The sequence below is a fragment of the Streptomyces sp. PTL18 genome (assembly GCF_059510295.1).
This window is the reverse complement of record NZ_JCAJZO010000028.1, coordinates 37,797-57,524: the sequence shown is the minus strand read 5'-3', so window position 1 is coordinate 57,524 and position 19,728 is coordinate 37,797. Positions and strand designations below refer to the sequence as shown.

Here is a 19,728-nt window from a genome sequence, read left to right as displayed (position 1 = left end):
ATCTCCAGGTGGGATCGATCAGGAGCTGGGTTCGGTCCTGGTCCGATTCGGACACCTGCAAACTATGTTTTTGCTTGATTCCATTCGATAGCTGGCGCTGTTGAATGCGCGAGATTTGGCCGTCTCATAGGCTCTGCGTCAGCGTTGCGCCCCTTGGGCTCCACTGCTGCATTCCCAGGCTATGCCTGGAGGCCACGAAAGAGGGTGCCAGAAACTGGCGGCATCCAGATTTGGCGTCCTGGCGTCGAGGTGAATACGGGCAAGAGGAGAGTCCTCCGCCGCGGTCGATCGGTAACGGGCCAGTGCAGCCTTGTCCCATGAGCCGACAGCTCTGCCTCTTTGATGCATCCGGGCGTCCGGGCTCTCCAGAGGGTCAGGGACCGGCGCAGCTGTGCGAAGACGTTCGGCAGGCCCGTGGGCCGCAGCTGCGTGACCAGACCGGCCCCAGGCAGGAGCCAGCGGCAGCACCGACCTTCGCCGCCAGTGCGTCGGCTCTCGGCTCCTCGGTTCCTGGGATCGACTGGGAAGTTCGGCACCCGGCCCAGCTCAGCCAGAAGCTCACCGGTGCAACAGCAGCGCGCTCCCCATGATCAGGCGATTCCCGTCGTGGCGGCCACGGCCGGCCCGGCTAGTCCTCGATGTTGAACTGCTTCTTGAGCCAGTCGACGATCGTGCGGGTGTCGTACTCATAAGCCGTCCGGCCAACTTTGAGCTGCCTTCGTCCCAAGTGGGCGGGCGCGCCCTTGCGCCTCAATCTCTTGGCGACCCAGTCCTCTGAACGCCCTGCCGCTTGGGCGATCTCGGCGCGGACGCAGGTATCGCCGACTTGCTGCGCCCATTGCTCGAGGTGGCTGACAGTCAGCGGGCCCACGCGCCGACTTCTCTGGTGCTCCCCCCGGTAGAATCTTGCGACTTGGGCTGCGTCGTACTCGTATTCGCCTTCGCCATACCCCTCTTCCACCGGGTCGTTGTCGCGGCCCGCCGCGGTCAGACGGTAGGTAGTCCTGGCATCCAGTACTGCATCGCCTCGCGCGACCATGGCTGCGAAATTCGTGCGCGAGATGCCGACCTTCATGATGTCGTCAATGGGCAGTGATCGGGGATAGCACTGCTTGAGGAGTTCCCAAGCGAGATACTGCTGGGTGCCGAGGCGAGGCGAGTTTCTGCGGCCCGCCGGGGTGAGCCGGTAGCGACTTTCCCGTGTGCGCTCGAGCATTCCGTCATGGGCGAGGCGTTCGAGGGTCTGCCGCTTGACGTCGTGCTTGAGCAGTTCCTCTTCTAGCACCGCGTCTGACTGGCTTCCTTCGATGAGAGTTTTCACCGTCCGCCACGCGCTGCGTACGCCTGTCGGTTCGGGGAAGCCTTCGCTAGACGCGGCTTTGTGGACCGCGGTGATGCTGACCTTGCGTAGAGCGGCGATCTCGCCGGCGGTCAGGCTGAGCCCGGGGGTGTCGGGGATCTCCCCGAGGGCGTCGGCTGCCTTGGGACCGGGCGCGGTCCCAGCTTCTGCTGCAGCGAGTTTCTCTTTGATGTAAAAGTCACCGAACAGGTCACGGTTGAAGCGCCGGGCTCCCTGGGGCCCCTTGCGATCGACCAGCGGGGGGAAGCCTGGCCGTTTCTGCCACCGCCGGACCGCGTCCACGTCCCGAAGGGTCACTTCCGCGATCTGCTGGAAGGTGATGAGTTCGGGCAGCGCACTGAGCCGCTGGGCGAACTGATCGCTCAGGCTCGGGGTGCTCGACATGGCGCGCTCCGTCTGTCGGTTTGCCGTTTGGGAGCGGTGTGCAGCTCCGTTCCGCCACAGGTGCTCGTTCTCCGGCAAGGCATGGTCTTGCCGTCGACACGCCGAGGCCGGATGCAATCTAGCTTGTCAGTGGAGCCTGGTGCAATGAAGGGGGCACCTTGGCGGAGCGTCGGTGTCGCGGGCTCTAAGCATGGCGGACCTGGATTCCGGGTGCGTCGACTGCGGTGAAGATCAGGTCGGGGAAGGGCCACGGGCTGCGGATGCAGAGGCGGGATGCACTGTCCGCTGCTGCTCCGACTGCGTAGCGACCGTGCGGTCGCCAGTACGAGGCGGGAGCGCAGCGCCGGATGTGTTGGCTGCTCGCCGGGTGGCCTCGGAGGCCAGGCGGCGCGCGGCAGCACGGACGTCCGGGCGATCTGCGGCCTGCGGCGAGCGGTAGGTACTCAGGGGTGGCTGTGGTGGAGCAGTCGTGGGGGATGTGGGAGGCGAGTGCTTTTCATACGCGGCGGCCAGGATGACGAAGAGCTCCGCCTGGGTAGCGGTCGCTGGTACAGAGGAAAGATCCCTGGCCCGCCTGCGGAGGTAGTCGCCCAGCTCCTGGATGATTCTGGGCCGCAGAGAAGGTGCCGTGGGGTAGCCGGCGATCCGGTTCCCGGTCTGGGGGATGAGCCCCTCGGGTGGTTCTCCATGGTGGGCCTTGTAGTGGTGGTGCCAACGTGCTCGGTTGAGCAGCCACTCCTCTTGGAGGGCGTGTCGCTGTTCCAAGGGGAGGTCGGGTGTGGCCAGCTGGGTCTCGATGGTGCTCTGGGTGGTGGCGTAGGCCTGGAGCCGCTTGTCGCCGCGGGGCGCCAGCAGAGGCGCGGCGAGTTGAGGGCGGGAGCCGCGCAGGCGTTCTGTGAGTTGCTCGATACGTTGGCTGGCCGCCGGGGCCTGCAGTCTGGCGGCGAGGTCCTTGAGGCGTTCCGCTGTGCGGACGAGCAGGTCGAGTGCTCTGTTCAGGAGGGTGGGGCGTTGGCTGACGTGGCTTGCGTTTACTTGCGGCAGTGTCTGGTCGATCTGCGCGATGAGGACGCCCAGCTCGGTGCGGAGCCGTGGCGTGGTACGCGGGGAGTCGTTGATCGCCTCAATGTGGGTGTTCAGGTCCGCTCGGGCACTGGTGAGGGCTGGGGGCATGCCTTGTCGGGCTGGCTTGGTTTCATGCGCTGCAGGTGCGCCGAACGAGGCGTTTACCGTGGCCGTGCTGGAGCCGCTGGCTGAAGCAGCGAGGGCTTCGAACAGTTCACGGAGGGCGTTGAGATGATCTTCGGGCCGGTCGAGGCGGTCGCGGATCGTGCGGGCTCGGTCCTCGGTGGTCGAGACCGCTGCCTGGAGGCCTTGTTTCTCCGCGACGGTGCCGACGTTCCCGGCAGGGGGCGTGTTGGCCCCAGCTCGGCGGGCGGCGCCCTCTGTGCGCGACTCCGGGGCACGTTCGACTGGTGGCGTGGGGGTGGCCTGAGTTTCCTCGGTGCCGGCGGGATGAGTCTGAAGCAGGTCCGCGCGCAGTGGGGCGGGCTCCGGCCGGGCTGCCGTTGCCCCTTGGCGCTGGGAGCCGGCCGAGTCCTCGCGGCTCTGACGTTCGGTCATACCGCCGCCATCGTTGTCCTGCGCCGCACCGTTAAGGACGTCGTCAGCGGCGGCGGTCGCGTTTTCGGGGCGGGGGGCGGTTAGTTGGGTCTCGTCGGACTCACCCGTTCCGCCGTGGGCACGTGCGCCGCGGCGAAGTGTCGCGCTGTCTGACACGAGGCTGGTGCTCGGCGGGCGAGGTTCATCGTTGGCGTCCTGCACCGGCGCCTTTTCGTCAACCAGCTTGGCCGCGGCGGGCTGCTGCAGGCGAAGCCACGCATTCCACTGCTCGGGAGTGAGGCGCTCCACTAGTCCGCCGACAGGGATGGTCGCGTAGTGCTCGAGCCCGTCTGCTTCCCACTCCCCTCGCATCTCGTTCCAGGTCATCAGCTCAAACTGTACGGGTGTACTGCCCAGTTCGTCCCACTTGAGATCGGGCATGAGGTGGCGGCGGAAGCGTCCTGTATAGGGCTTCGCTTTGCCCTCCGGCGTCATGGGTTCGGTGCCCAGGAAGCTGATCAAGTCTTCGTCGGCGAGGTCCCACGGGTGCAGGAACGCTCCGCCGTTGGGTCCGTCTCCGAGAAGTTGTGGGCGGCGCTCAGGCAGCGCGGCCAAGGCTTGCTCGATCCCCGTGCCCACATGATCCAGCTGCGCCCGGACGGATCGGGCATGAGCGGAATCCGGCATGTGACTGTCGTACTCGGCCAGGGCCTGGGCGGCATCCCCAAGAAAGTGGCGTGCTCGACGAAGGTCTTCGCGGGCATCGCCTGTTACTGGATGTCCCTCGCTGACGCTGCGGAGGGCCCGTGCGGCGTGCTCGTATGGCCGCAGGACGCGCCTGTTTCGCTCCGTTGTCACCGCGGCCTCGCTCGGACGCCTGCGGGCCGGCTGTGGCAACTGAGGAAGCTCTGGCAGTTTCTGGCGCGCTGTGCGAGCGATGGACCTCTCGTCCACGGGCGCGGGCTCGTCGGGGGTCTTCGCTGCCGCGGCGGCTGCTTCGGCGTAGTGTTCTTGGGGGCTGCGGCCGCCAACGGGCGCTGCCGTGTCTGAGAGGTTGACCAGTCCGGGTTCGGCGGCATGTGCCCACGTAGAAACCGCGTGCTCGAAGTCTGGGGCGGCAATGCGGGAGAGGTCCGCGTCGGAGATGACCGCGATCGGGATGTAGGGGTTCGAGGTGTCGTCGGTCAGCCCCAGGTAGAGCCATCGGGAGCCGACATGGTCGTCGGCTGCTTCCGGCGGTACCGCACTGACCATGTGGTAGAGGGTGATTCCATCGAGGTCTGCCAGCACCGTGGGTGCCGCGGGCGCTTGTTCGCTGCCGAGGACCGAACTGGCGAGCTCGTACAGAGTGGCTGCCTGGACCGGTTCAGGTTCGGCCATCTCCGCATTGTGGGGTTCAGGCCGCCCCGGCGTGTCTGAGGCCGGGGGCGTGTCGTCGGGCGACGGTGCGGGGTGTTCTGCGGCAGACGTGGTGTCTGTCGCAGCAGTGCGCGCCGCCACGTCCTGGCCCCGGACCATGAGGTAGGACCGGAGCGGCTTTGTCCCGTCGGGCGTGTCAACCGGGGTGTCTGGAGGCAGCGATTCGCTGCGTGCCGCCTCCCAGAGTTCTCTGACCTGTTCAGGGCGGGTCGCGGCGGTAGCGGCGTCGGCGATCTCTTGGGCGCGGCGTTGCTTATCTGGATTGGGCGCAAGCGTCGCTGGTGTGGCGGCCTGTTGGTCGGCGGTCTCCTCTGGGTTCGGGTGGGCCGCTTCGGGAGCGGGTGTGTCGTCTTCAGAACGAACCGCACCGATGCCAGGTGCGGCAGCGCCGGATTGCTGGTCTGCTGGCGGCAAGGCGGTGGGCCTGCTGCTTGTGGTTGCCGGCGCAGGGTCGGGGCTGGGGCCTTGACTGCCGTTGGTGAGTGTTTGTCCTGATGGTAGCTGCGAGGCCTCTTCGGCGGCCGCAGTGGCTGGGTGAAGCCTGACCAGGAGGTCGGGCTGCTCTATGACCAGGTCCTGGGCCAGAGTGTGTCGCTCTTGGTCTGCTGTGACCAGGCGGATCTGGCTGAGGCGTATCTCGTAGGTGTCGTCGTCGCGTGTGCTGAGCTTCGCTCGTACTCGCGATCCGGGCTCCCGGAGTTGTGGATGTTCCAGGGACCGCTGCAACTCAGGGTCCAGATCTGCGGGGTCGAGTTCTACCCAGGCTCCTTCGGGGACGGCCCAGCCAGCCTGAAGGTCTGCGTAGGCCGCTCCGTTGGCGGTGACTGGCTGTGTGGCGTCGCTCGGCACGGTCATGTTGCGTGCAAGAAGTACCGTGTCGTCACTGTCGAGGACGAGTGTGACGAGTCCGCTCGAGCTAGTGCTTCGGCTTCTGATGTCGAACGGCCTGAGTTCGTCATCCATCTCGAGCAGGATCACGTCTCCGGCCTCCAGCCGGTCTGCCCACTGTTGGCCGGCGGGTGCCGGCGGTCGTCGCGTTCCTGACTCGAACTTGAGGTATTCCGCGGCCGCGTGTGAGTCGGCGTAGCCATGTGACCGGTCGAAGGCGGCACGCTCGCCGAGTAGGACAAGGTACAGCGGAGCACCGTCTTCGCTGCGCCAAGTCTGTGCTGCTGCGGGGAAGTCGGGTGACGCGAAGTCGATGGTGCCGGGCGCACCGTTGCACAGGAGGGTGGTGAGGCGGTTCGCGAACTCCTTCGCCTGGTTGGCGTCGGGGAATCCCGCGAGGGGCCATGGCGGCTCGCCGTCGAAGCCGTAGATGTACTCGCTTGGCCAGATGACTGTGGCGGTGGTGGCGGGGAGGAGTTCCCAACTGCTGTCTGTCTGCTGGTGCAGCGCAAACTGCCCGTCGGCGATCAGTTGGAGTGTGTCCGGGTCGTGTACCTGCCGGATTTGTGGTCCCTCGGCCCAGAGCTCCCGGAGCAGGCGTGTGGTGATGGGGCGCCCGTCTGCGGGAGCCGTTACGGCGGGGTGGGCCGTAGGGTGCGCGATGGTGACGTGCGCAGTTGGTTCGAGGGTGACCTTTCTGGTTCCACCGCGGGGCCCCGCCAGGGTGACTTCCAGTCCGTTGCTGGCCCGTTTTCCTGGGCTGTGGCTGCGGAGGCGTGTGACCTCGAGGTATTCGGTGATCTCCTTGTCTTTCACGCTGCGGGTGATAGCCAGGCGGTCACCGGGGCGCACATACCGTGCGGGAAGGACAGCGGCGTCTTCGCCGATCGCCTCGGACGCGTCCAGAGCCTCCCAGCGTGCCACTTCCTCAGGGTCTTCGACACCGGGGTACCGCGGGGTGTCCGGGCGGCTGATGAGCGCCGGATGAACGACCATCCGGCTTCCTTTCTCATCGAGCACGACCTGCCACTCGCCGGTCCCCAAGGGAGCGGCGGCTGCCCCGTGCGCTGTCACAGGATGCGAGGTCGCCGCCTTGTCAGGAAAGGACAGGTGCAGGACCAGAGGAGTGCCGTCGGCGTGAAGCAGCCGGCCGGGACGTAGAGGTGTGTCCGCTGGTCGTGCGCGCGGCACCGGTGTCCTGGAGTCCTCCAGTGGTGCGGTGGCGACAGCCGGAGCGACGGCCCCAGGGGCGGGCCCTGAGTGCGGGCGCGGTCCGGCAGCTGCATCTTCGTCTACCAGCGGTTCGCTCTCATGAACTCCGAGGGGATTCAGCGCTGAGGGGCTTCTGTCATCCAGGATCGCACCGTCCCGGTCGTCGGCATCGGATGAACCACCCTCGCCGGTGCTCAGCCGGTCTCCGCCTGGGCCGGGCGTTCCGACCTCCGTGTCGTTGAGGCTGTCGCCTGAGTCAGCTTCGTCGGCGTTGGCCGTGGTTGCTGGTGATGTCTCTGTCGGGGCCTCCGGCTGAGCAAGGTAGAACAGGGCGTCCTGCTCCTCCTGGTGCTTCGGCTTCTCGTCCTGCTTCGGGGCACGGCGAACGGGTCGGGTTTCCTCGTCAGCCGGGGTCTCAGCAGTCTCGGTCTGCGTGACGTCGGCTGCCGTGGCGGGTCTGGCATCGTCACCCACGGAGGCCTCCGCCTGTACCTCAAGGCGGGCGGCGAAGGCGGACAGCTTGTAAACCTGAATGTCGAGCAGCTGGCCAAGCTCGTGCAGGGGGCGGCCCATGTGCCCTTGGTAACGGGCTACGCGGCCAGCCTGGGCAAACACCCGGACGAGTGCATTTCGGGCGGCGGCCATCGCCTCGGCATTGGACCGATATGCCTCCGCTCCAGTGCCCTGAGGGGAAATGGAGCTCATGATGGTGTGCAGACTGCGAAGCTCGGGCTGCGGTCCGTCCCCGTCAGGCCACTGAAGCGCCGCCGCCTCCTGAAGGGCCTGGTAGCTCTCCAGAACGGTGTGCGTATCCGCCAAGGCGTTGTCGTGGCTGGTGTGCTCGCCGAACAACGGGGCCACGTCCTTGGGCAGGCGGCGCTCCCGCGGCACCACGGAGAGACCATTACTGTGCAGCCGGGTGAAGCTGTGCTCGACGCCGGTGACGACATCCCGGGTGACGAACGTGCTCGCTCCGCGAGGATCACTGGCGTAGGCGACCGCAGTGACGGCCGCACCCCTAGCGCCGCCCTCGGCGACCAGGTCGCCAACCCGGACATCTGTGACGCCGCGCAGTTCCGGGTACAGGTCCTTGCGGTGGCCGGCAGGGGTGAGCAGTACCCGCTCGGGCATGGCCTGCACAGCGATGTCCCCGGCGGCCACCTCGTCGCCTCCCGAGTCGCGCACCACTGCGTCGAGGAGGACTGCACGGCTGTTCGTCCCCAGCGAGGGCCTGTAGCCGGGGTAAATATGGCCGGTAATCACCAAGGGGCCGCGCTCACGGTCGGCGGGCTTCGGCGCGTCGATGTCGTCCAGTGTGAAGGTGACCAGGCTGCCGGGCCACAAGGTGCCGCGTTCGACTGTACGGCTTTCGCGGGATGGCGGTGCTGGCGGTTTCGGGCTGTCCTCTTGGTCCGTACCGAACAGTCCGAGCTGTTCCGTCTGGCCTGTGTCCTGGGGGGCTATGTCTTCCCCTGCCTCAAGGACCTGCAGGCGGGTGCGACCGCCATTCGTCTCGGCCGACTCACCGGCGGGCAGCGCGGGCGATACCGGGTTCGCGGTGAGCGTGAGCGGTTCCGCCGGAAGCACGACCGGCGCGGGGTCAGCCTCGGCGGCCGGCGCGGCACGCTGTACAGGCGCCGACCGGTCCTCGTCCCAGGGGCCGCTCCGCTCCCACCCGGCGGCCGCTAGCGCAGTATCGGCGTCCGCGCCGGTGAGCGCCTCCACCTGGAATGACTCCACACTGTCCGACGTTGCCACGTGCTCATCCGCACTCACGTGCTCCTCGCGCGGACCGGTGACATGAACGAACAGGCCCGCCTTGCCCGCGTTGAACATGTACGCCCGCAGTTCTTCGACCGGCGCCGCGTCCGGCGCCTCCTCGGGCGCGGGGTTGGCGTGTTCGGCCGCGATCTGTTCGGCCATGGCCGCGTCCGCCTCCGGCCGGTACTGGCTCCAGCCGCACACACAGTAGAAGGCGTGGCCTCGGTTGTATGCGGACACCTTGTCGCCGTCGTGACAGACGATCCGGACTTCGTGTTCCGGCGGGTCCTGCCAGGGCTCTTCCCCGTCGAAGGTGCGCCGCTCCGACATGAGCGGGTAGGCGTCGCGCTCTGCCTTCGACACGCCGAACGAGTTGTCCTTCGCTGCGGCCTCGATCATCCCCAGGCGCCGGGCCTGGTTGTAGAGCTTGCGCGCGGCTTCCGTCTCCGGGGAGAGGGTGAAGCGGCGGGCCCCGTTCGCGTCCAGGTCGACCAGCAGGTGGCCGGACGCCCACAGGTTCAGCACGCGGTTGCGGTTCAGCTTCCGGGAAACGTCGGGCTTGTCGTAGGCGACATCGAGGGCAAAGAACCCGTCCGGGAACTCACCGACCTTGCCGTCTGCGACCCAATTCACGATGTCGGACTGGGCAGCCGACCAGCCCAGCGCCTCCGCACGCTCGATCTCGGCCGGGGACATGACGTCCGCATCTCGACGCGCGTGCGCGTCCCTGTGCAGTGCGGCTGCGTGCTCGGCGTCCGCGCGGGTCTCGCACCATCCGGCACGGTGCTGCGGGCACGTCTCGCCGTGCATGTCGACCCACACCGTCACCGGCCCGTGCCGGTCACACTCGACACCCCACGCGGATTCAGCGAGGTCGACCGCCGCCGCACGGGCAGCCGGGACCGCCATGTAGACGCTCGGGATCGCCGACGCGGCTGGCGTGGGGGCGTCGTCATGTATTGCCGACGGAGGGAGTTCTGCGTGTTCGGTCTCTGCCCCGAACACCTGGGCGCCGGCTGCTGACGTCTCCGGGTCGTGGGCCCGCTGGTGCGCCAGGGCCAGCGCCTCACCAGCGGGGGCGCGGTCGGCGTGTTTGGCGACCTCGGCGCGCTCGGTCCAGCCGCACACACACCACGCCTCGACCCATGACTGTCCCGGCCCCCCGAGGGTGACAGCCGCCCGGTGTGGCGCCTCATCAGCAACTGCCCGGGCGTGGAGGCGGAGCCGTTCGAGCATCGGCGCCCATGCGGACATGTAGCCGTCGACGGCGGTGCAGGATGCGACCAGGGCCCCTGTCTCGTCCTCTATCAGGAGCGGTGCCAGGTCGTTGGAGGCGTCGCGGCCTTCCCACTCCCGGTGGACCGTGTACAGGGCGCCGGTCTCGGCAGTGATCGTCCACGAGCCGTCAGGGTGGTACTCGATCGCCTCCGACTCCCCGACCTCCGGCAGCAACCACAGCCCGGCGTCATAGCGCATGCGGCGGGCGGCGGAGAACCCGGTCGCCAGGTCCCCGCCGGTCTCGGCGGCATGCTCAGCGACGGCCGCCAGGGCCGCGCCCTTGCCCTCACCGGAGCCGATGCTGATCACGTCCCACCGGCCCGACGGTTCTACGCCGTGCCAGTACGCCCGCCATATGATCCCCCGGGCGTCCTTGCCCTGGCAGTCGTGGGAAATTTTGTACTCGCCGACGGTCAACCCGGGGCCGGCGACGGTGAACTCATAGCGGGACGGCTCCCCGTCGCGGTCCTGCGGGGTGACAGTCAGCGCGGTGACGTCGACGACCCTGGGGGCCTCCTCGGCAGGCTCCGGTGCCGCTTCGCTAGCCTCCACCCCCGAGCCGGCGAGTCCGGCGAGGGTTGCGACGGCCGCGCGAGCGGCCTCGTTCGCCGCTTCCATGTCCGCGCGTGCCTCGTCCTCCGTCGGCCCGTACCCCGCAGCGGTCGCGGCCTCGGCCGCTTCGATGGCGGTGCCCGCCCACTCCGACGCCTTCCCCGCTGCCTTCTCCGCCTTGGCGCGGTCTCCCGCCTCCAGGTGTCGGGCGGTCTCCTTACTAGCCGACTCCGCCCGGATCCGAGCCGAGAACGCGCGCCCGGCTGCGCCCTGCCCGGCAACCAGCGCGGCCCGATCCTGGCGAGCCGCGGCCGCCTCCTCCGCCGCCCGCTTCTGCGCCTTCGCGTCCCCACCCGCAGCCTTGACCTCCGCCCGCGCTTCACGCTTGGCGCGGTCATCCCCGGCTTCGCACGCCTCGGCGATGATCTGATCGGCCAGAGCCTGAGCAGGCCACGGGGCGACCTCCCCGGCGTCCAGCGCAGCCGACAGCATCTGTCCGGCAACCTCGGCGATCCGGTCCGGCCACTGCTCCCAGTGCAGGGCACACACCTTCGGATCCCCCTTCGCGAGGGCCTGAGCGAGGCTTTGAACATCGCGGTGACCGGTGCGCCCGTCGCGGCCGTCCTCCTCGTTCAGGAGCCTGTGAGACAGGCACCGCGCGCAAACGGTGTAACGGCCAAGCTCGGCTCCCTGGTCGGTGACGACAGCGACCGTGTACCGGGCGCCCGAGCGCTTCGCCGAGCATTTGCCGACGTACGGCGCCGACGCATCGCAGTACGCGTCCGGCGTGCCGGTCATGTCGTCCGTGAGCTGGGCCACGACGCGAAGCCGCGCGTTCGGAATGGCGCCCTGGGCTGAGTTCCAGATCTTCCACTCAGCGACGTACTGCCGGTTATCCGGGCCCTTCCGGGACCAGTCCTCACCGGTGCGGCCCTGCGCGCCGTCCGGGTCGGTCAGGTGCTCCCAGCCCCACCGGCACGACGCGATAAGGCCGATGGAGCCGAACCGGCGGACCAGGTACACGCCCTCTTCGAGCTGGACGCGGTCCGTGGTCGTCCCGAACTGGGGGGCCTGCGCCGTCAGGTGCCCGTACCGGGCCCACAGGGCAGCGAACTTGGTGCGGGTCGCCGAGTCCTCACGGATTCGCGCCAGCACGGCGGTAAGGGGCCGGTCGTCCAGGTTCGCGGCCCACCAGTGGGAGCCGTCAGCGTCGTGACCGGCCTCCCACTGGTCCTCATCCGGACGGGCGTACGTCACAGGGCGCAGCCGGAACGTGTGCCCGGCCGCCGTCGTCAGGATCCAGCCGGCCACCGGTTCGCGCCGGTCGGTGTACGAGACGGGGACGATCGTCTCGCCCTCGATGAGCGCCGCCCGAAGCTGTGCCTCGCGCCTGTCCGTCTCCGCGTCCACAGCCGTCTCCTGGTGGTCCGTCTCGGCGTCCGCCTGGGGAGTGTCGTAGCGGGTGGCGTGTGCCTCGGCCGCCGCCAGTTCAGCCGCCGCCGTCCGCCGCGCCAGCTCACCCGATGGCCCTGCGGCGTCCGCCACAGCCGCGGCCATGCCGCGCGCCCGCTCTATGTGTTCGGCCGCCAACTCAGCGCCGGAAAGGGACGCGATCCGCTCGAGCTCCGCCTCCCGGGCCGCCTCGGCCCCCTGGGCGGTGATCAACTCGACGACCTCACGGGCGTACATGCGAATGGGCTTCCGCGCATCGGCCGTGCCGTGCGCGTGCCCGATGATCGGCGCTGCCGGACCGAATCCACCACGGCGTGCCCGTACTTCCGTGATGTCGTGCACCGTGTTGGGGTAGCCATCGCCCCACAGGGACTCGTCCCGCCCGTTGTGGCTCACGGAGTAGAACCGCCCTCCGCACTCCCACACCCCACGCTCACCCTCCACCGGCCGGACCGGGAAGCCCTTCGGCTGGCGCGTGCCCTTGGCTGCAAACTCGATCGCCTGCGTACGGGCGTCTACGGCCTCACGAGCCCACAGGGGCGACAGGTCTGTTGGCGCGCCAGCCTCGGCCGGCTGTGGGTCGTCTACGGCCTCCGGCTCCCGGTCTTCGACGGTCGCGGCCTGCGTTGCTTCCTGCCGCTCCGCGCGGCTGGCCTCGTACGCCTCGGCTGCCCGCCGGTCCATCGTCACCGGGATGCGGGTAGCGAAGCCAGCCGTGCCGTCCTCGGTCGTGACCAGAACGCCGCGCGACCACTGATCGCGGTCGGCCGAGGCAGCCAGGCCACGGGCGGCCAGCGCGTCGTCAATGTCCCAGTCGGTCAGGTCTGCCATGCCGGACGGCTGCTCACCCTTGAGGCCACGGGAGTGCAGCGGGAAGTACCCCGCGTGCACGGCGCCGCACTGGCAGACGACGCGGCCCACGACGCCGGGCGTCTGGTGAAACGCGATCACCTCGACGATGGCAGCGACCTGCCCGGCGACGTCCGCCGCGCAGGCCGTCTGCCGAGCCTCCTCAGCCCTCGTGGCGTCCTCGAACGCGCACCCGTAAAGGTTCAGCGTCTCCTCACGCCCCGATTCGGCACGCTGCGCCGCATCTTCCATCCGTACGCACTCGGCCACGTAGTCCGCGAGCTGTCCGGCTTCCCGGTAGATCTCCGCCGACTCCGCATAATGGTCGGCCTCGCGCTTTGCACGGTGGACGTCGTCGTACGCCTCACGGCAGAACCGAACGGCAGACCACACGTCATCCGCCAGCTCGTCCGACTCGCGTACGCGCTCCCCGCACGCCTCGGCCCGCTCCACATCCCCGGCTGCGAGCGTCGATGCTTCGTGCACCCGCACACGGGCCGTGGTGAACCGCTCGACGGCCGCGGCCCACTCCTCCGCCTCGCGGCCCGACACCCGGCGTGCTTCACGGGCAGCCGTGAGACTGGCGAGCCCCTCGGCGTCCGCTTGCCTGATCTCTTCGGCCCGCTCAGCCGCCTGCTTCCGATCCCATGCAAGGGCGTGCCGGAAGTGCTGCACACCCGCATACGTCCGGGCCGCCGTCTCGTACGCCTCCCACAGCTCCGGCGCATGCTCGGCGAACCCGGCCGCCCCGGGCCGGTAGTTGTCGCCGTGCGGGTACGTGACCCAATCGGCAAGGTGCTTGCGCTCATTGGCCGTGGCAAACCCCTTCGGGTTCCGGCGCACGGCCGCGATGTCGGCGAGGAGAGTACGGGTTCCCCGGACCATCGGGGATACGTCGTCATCGTCCGACGCCGCGATGTGCTCACCGACCGCCAGGGCGAACGCCACGGCCGCCGCGCTCTGCCGGTCGTGCGCCATGTTCGAGGCGTACGTATACCGCGACGGGAACGACACCTGACGGCCGTTCGAACGGGCGGCCCTTTCGGCCCCCCATGCGTCGTACTGCGCGACCATCGACAGAGACGCGTCACCCTGGGGGTCGTGGGCTACGCCGTTGTTATCCGTGTAGCCATCGAACCAAGCCGCCCAGTCGCGCGCCGGGTCCTCGAGCATGTAGATCAGGGAGCCGTACCCGCGCGCCGTCGGCGAACGACCTTCGGCCGCCAAGCGCTCACGCCATGCCGCCTCTTGCGCGTTCAGCCGGTCCTGAGCCTCCGCGATCACGGGGGCAGCGAGTTCTTCGCACTCTGCGCGGTCGAGGGCGCCCGCGATCGTCTCGGCCGCATCGGTCACCCGCTGTGTGGCGAGGACGATCACACGCCGCCAGGCAGCGCACCCGCGAGCATCCTCGCCGTTGGACTCGGCGAGCCAGGCCCGGGCGGCCTTGACGGCGTCGACGGCGCGCCGCTCCGCATCTGTCGCTTCGCGGTAGGCGGCCCCCGCTATCTCGACGGCCCGATGGCCGACCGGCCCCGTACCGTCCAGCGCGTTGTACGCGTCGCGGACGTCCGCCAGACCGGCCGTGATCTTCGCAGCCGCCGTGGTCATCTCACGTACCCAGGTCGCGGCATCCCGCCCCAGCACGGTCCGGCCGGACTCCTCCGCCTCGCGGCTCACGGGCATCTGGGCAGCAACGGCCGACCGGACATCCTTGAAACCGGCCGACGACGCCGACGACATAAAGCCGCCCTTGTCCTCGGACCACGCCGCGATGTGCTCTACCTCCTCCAGCCCCTTGGGCACCATCACAAGCCCCGTGATCACGATTTGGCGCGCCCATGCGCGGCCCGTCCAATGGCGCTCCGCGCGAACGTCCCAACCCCGGTCGGCCGCCTCGTGGAAGAGCACGCCCGCATTACGCGGCATGCCCGCCAACACCTGAGCGGATGTCTCCGCCGGCGCCCCGCCGGTCGACTCCTCGACCGGAGTGTCGCCCGCGGTGGGCTGCTGATCGTCCGGCCCGCTCGGAGGTGCTGGCTCCCCAGCGGCCTCGGGGTGTTCTGCAGGACCGTCAGTGTTCTCGCGGCTGGGGTTTGCCGCGAGCTGCTCGATGGGGACGTTGTCCGTCTTGGGTTCAGCTTCCTTCTGCAGCTCCGGGGAGGGGACGGGTTCGTGCCGCACCGGGTCTTCTGAGTGGGTAAACACCTGGCCATGCACCGCGTGATCGATGCCCGCCGCAGTGAGCGCGGCGAGCAGCTCACGGACCGCCTGGTGTTGTTCATCCTCGGAATGGTCTGTTCTCGGCCGCCACACTCCCTCCGGTACGGCATCGCGATCCCACCAGAACCGTTGCTCCCGCAGCACCTCCCCGGCCTTGCGCCTTCGGTAGGTGTTGAAGACGGCGTAACCGGTCTCCGGGTCATGGGCGACGACGACCTTGCCCGTGGGGACGGCGGCGGCCAGGCGCCATTGCGGGTCGTCGGGCAGTGCGAAGCGGGAGTCGGGGTCGGCCAGGATGGCCGCCAGGTCGATACCGAGCGGCTCCTCCCGGCCCTGCCGTACGTCGTCCACGCCCAACGTGACGTTCATCAGGTGCCGGTGCAGAGTGCTCCGGCCCTCGCTCACGTCCCGCATGGTGACCACGCGGCCGCGTTCGGAGATGCCCCCGACCCGGTCCGCACGACGCCCGATGTCGTCCATCAGGCGCTGGTACGGGGTGTCGGAGTCGTACCTGCCGTCGTCGAGGGCCGTCTCACCCGTGAGGTAGGAGACCGCATCGGAGCCGCTGAGCCCGACCACCTCAAGCAGAGGCTCGTAGTGCCGTAGCACCGCAGCGGCGTCGAGATCGGCAGCGTGCGCGAGACTGCGCCATCCAGCGGCCGCAAGTCCTCGCTCGTCGACGATCCCCGTATCCGGTTCGGCGGCCGCCGCCTCGGACTGCTGCTGCTCCACGGTCATCCGCCCGTCCTCGACGCCGGTGGACGCGGCCTCCGTCTCGGGCGCGGGTTCCTCCTGCGGTGCCGGAGCGGGGACGCGATCAGGACGGGTCAGGTCGAAAGACTCGAACAGGTCGACCGTGCCTAGCCCGTCTCCGTCCGAAGCGGGAGCGTCCTGGGACGGACTCTCCTCCGGGGCGCCCTCGTGCTGTTGCTCTCGCCCGTCGTCCTGCGAGGTTGCGCTCGTTCCCGTGCCGTCCGGCTGATCCGTTGTTGTGTCCTGCCCGACGGGCTTCTCGGCGGCGCTGGCGGGAGCCCCCTGATCAGCCGGGACCTCTTCGTTGGTCTGCCCTCCCGAGACGCCGGCGTCGATGGGCTTGTCCAAAACCGTGGTGGCCTCTGGCGCTTTCGGTACGTTGACCGGCGGCCGGTGCCCGCGTGCCACCACGTATGGCACCGAACGGTCGGAGTGGTCCACTCGCTCACTGACCCACGGCCGGCCCGCGCCCATGCCGTTGACGGCCGTACCTGAGACCTCGCAGCACCCGCCATGGGCGAGCCTGACGGACTCCACCCGCAGCCACACCGCCGAACCGGGGACCTTGACCTCAGCGCCCATGGTGAGCCGGCCACGGGCGTCCCCCGTGATCTCCCACGTGCTCACCCCGTGTTCGTCGGTGCTGACGGCCGTGACCTCCGGCACGGGCCCAGGCTCCACCGGGGCTCCGTCTTTGCTCAGGGATTCGTCGGTCGACGCGGCGGCCGCGGTCACCCCGGGGTGCTCCACGGTCGCCGCATCGCCATTGGCCAGGACGCCCCCCTCGTCCTCCCACCCCTCCATGCTCCCGGGGTCCGACACCCCGGCGGGAGGCGGTGCCGACCACTCCGGCGTGCGCACGCCGAGTGTCCCCGGCTCCGCTTTATGCTGCACCGTGGACAGGAGCGACGGTTCCTGATGAGTACCCGAGCGCCCGACCTTGACCGGCGCCGACCACAGCAACGCCCGCTTGGCCGTCACCCGCCGCCCGGACACCCAGGCCCCCGATTGGTCCTCGTTCCATACCCCGTCAATCCACACTGCGCGCAGCTCGTACGGCAGCGGCTCACCGTTCTTGACCGCCGCCCCCGCCGCCCGCACCACGACCGTGCCCCCGTCGCGCTGCATTGCCACGGTCCACCCATTGGCCATGGACACCTCCGCGAGGCTTACGGCAGCCATGGGCAGCCACACCCCGGGGGCCGCCTCGGCCTCCGCCACGACGTCCCCCACCGTGTCCCACGTCGCCAGGGTCTCGGCATTCAACGGCGTTCCGGCCTCCGGGACTTTCGGTGCCTTCCAGGGCTTGGCATCCAACCCTTTGGACGCGTTCACGATGGCGCGCCGCAGGTCCGTATCCGGGCCGTGGCCACCCATCCGGTTACGGCCAGGAACGTCCTTCGCCGTCAGGGCACGCCGCTCATCCCGCGCGGCCACAGCGTCCCCGAGCACATCGACGAATGCCGCGTACCCCGTGATCTGATCCGCTGCCGCTCCCCCCGGAATCTGCTCCACGTCGTGCGACGCGTCCCACGGCAGCGTGAACACCATCGCAGCCTCGCCGTCCTCGGACAGCCACGCGCCACGACCGGCCTGGACCTCGCCCGCATGCAACCGCGCCAGATGCGCACCTGCCGCCGCTACGCGTTCCCCCGCCAGCCCCTGCTCCGTCACGATCGCGGACTCTTCCCGCTCCAGAGCGCGCACCGCATCCCGCGCGTTCCGCGCCGCACGGTCGGCAGCAAGCGCCACGTCGTACGCGTGCGTACGCCAGTCACCCGCGTGCTCTGCGCTGAGCCACACGTGATCCCCGAGCACACCCGCGCTACGGCGGGCCTCCTGCTCCACCTCCCGCATGTCCGCCGACCAGGCGGCACGCTCCTGCGCGATGAACTCGGCCGACTCGACACGCTTCCGCGCTGCCGCAAGCTCCCCCCGCACCCTGCGCAGCCGCACGTCACGCGACAGGCGTACGGTCCCCTCATACGGGCCACGGAACGCCACGGGGAACACGCCGCCACCGTTGCCGTGACAGATCAGCAGCGGCCGCCCTCCGCCCTCTAGGACGCCGCCCTCGGACTCCCAGGCATCCACTCCGCCCGGATCCGACACAACGTCAGCCGCATACGCGACTGGCGCCCCATCGCCCTGGTGAGCACGCTCGTATGCACGCCGCACCACATCCGCGCCGAGCATCCCCGACCCGCCCAAGTGGCTGTGGGAGTCCTCACCCGCCCGCGGAGCGATCCCCCGAGCCATCGTTTCCCCGCGCGTCGCAACCCGCGCCGCCTGGGGAGCGTCGCCCTGGCCTGCCTCGGGGGCCGTCGTCACAAGTTCCGCTGTACGCACCACCTTGCGGAACTCCGGCCACATCAAAGGCCGGTCCATGCGTGTGCTACCGACCCGCTTGACCGCCCGATGAAACTTCGGCCTGCCCGTCCACATGCCCGTGTAGACCACCGTCACCGGTCCACCTGCCGGCACCGCCACCTCACCCGACAGCGACAGGGCCCACCCAAGCCCTTCACTGCCCGTCATGGAACGGCCCACCTTCACCGACCAGCCACGTGTGGCAGCCTCACGCGCAAGCGTGACCAGGTCGACCGGAGCGGACGACTCCGGCGCGTCCCGGTGCCACTCGATCTTCGACGGAGTCCTGTCCACCAGCGCCACGCCGCGTGCCACGGCGTCCGTGTCGATATCAGACGTTGCCGTGGGCATGGCCGGACCGTCCGCTGCGGCGTCACTCTGGGGTACCGCAACGACCGGCCGCACCTGGTCAGCGTCCGCCGCCGCCTTCAGGGTGTGCTCGCGTGTCTCCTCTGCCCGGTGCGCGTGGTACGCCTCGACCGCTTCACGCGCCGACACGAGCGCGGGCAGCACCTCACGACGGATCATGTCCGCGGCGCCCGGGGTACCTTCCGCCTCGGCTGCGCGGGTCATGAGTGTCTTCACTTCACGCGTCGCAGACTCGGCCGCCTCGCGTACAAGCGCGGCACCGTCGGGCACGTGCTCACGCTCCATGCGGTCCACCGACCAGAGCCGAGAGATCTCCTCACGGTGGGCCCGGCACTCGGCCATGACGGCCGCGTATGCCTCAGATGCCGCCGATTCGGTCGCGGACCAGCTCCGCCACGCTGCCGCATAGTCCCCCAGCCACAGCACGCCACTGTCCGCCACCCAGTCGCCGAACCGTTCAGCCTGCCGATCCGCCGCGCGCTCCCACTGGCGTGCGTATTCGGCAGCGTCCGCCGCGTACTCTGCTCGCTCGGCTGCGTCCTCCACTTCAAGTTTCGCGCGTTCCGCGGCCTCTCGAGCGGCAGTCTCCGCTGCCTCTGCCACGGGGTCCACTTGCCGGACCCGAGCTTGAGACAGGGCGCGCCGGTAGTCCTCCAGCGTCACGTAGCCCGTCAGGATCCGGCCGCCGAACTCCGCCCCGGAGCGCTCAGTATCGAACGTCCAGCGCTTACGCCCGTCCTCCTGCGTCCACATCAGGGAAAGAACGGCAAGCGACTCCCCGCCCTGTCGGCTGTCGTGCGCCCTGCCGGATGCCTCGCACTCCCACACGCCGAGCGACGATTCACTGTCCGGAGCGTCGACGGTTCCGGCTCTCAGCGCAACGGCCCATCCCGCAGCCTCCGCCTCACGCGCGAACTTGACCATGGCGGGCGGAACACCCTTGCGCCCCACATTGGACGTGTCCCACTGACCGTAGGCACCCGCCCACCAGGACCGGTCAATTGCCGTGCACGCAGGAGGGGTGACCCGGGTAACGAAACCAGGTTCGGACCGTTCCTCTGGTGTGCCGGCTGGTGGCACGAGGTCGCCCGCGGTCGTGTTCCCTTCTTCGGGGTCGGTCTGTGTTGAGGAGCTCACGTTCCACCGCCGCGCCTCTGTCCGGCATTGACCGGCTCACGCACACTGGAGGACCGATTTGGCGGGGACATAAGCGTTACGAGCAGCGGCATGTCAGCTCCTGATTTCAGCGCCCGGGTGCC

At 69.2% G+C, this 19,728-nt stretch carries 2 protein-coding genes; both read right to left on the bottom strand.

Features of this window, described 5'->3' with window-relative positions; translation table 11 throughout:
• Positions 1 to 628: 628 nt before the first annotated feature.
• The gene (locus AC5WS8_RS33360) at positions 629 to 1,744 is read right to left on the bottom strand and encodes a hypothetical protein (protein ID WP_496107255.1); all 1,116 of its coding nucleotides are present in this window, start codon (positions 1,742 to 1,744) and stop codon (positions 629 to 631) included.
• A 231-nt stretch (positions 1,745 to 1,975) separates the two neighbouring features.
• On the bottom strand, positions 1,976 to 19,393 hold the full coding sequence (locus AC5WS8_RS33355) for a hypothetical protein (protein WP_496107254.1): 17,418 nt from the start codon (positions 19,391 to 19,393) through the stop codon (positions 1,976 to 1,978).
• Between the last annotated feature and the right edge of the window lie 335 nt (positions 19,394 to 19,728).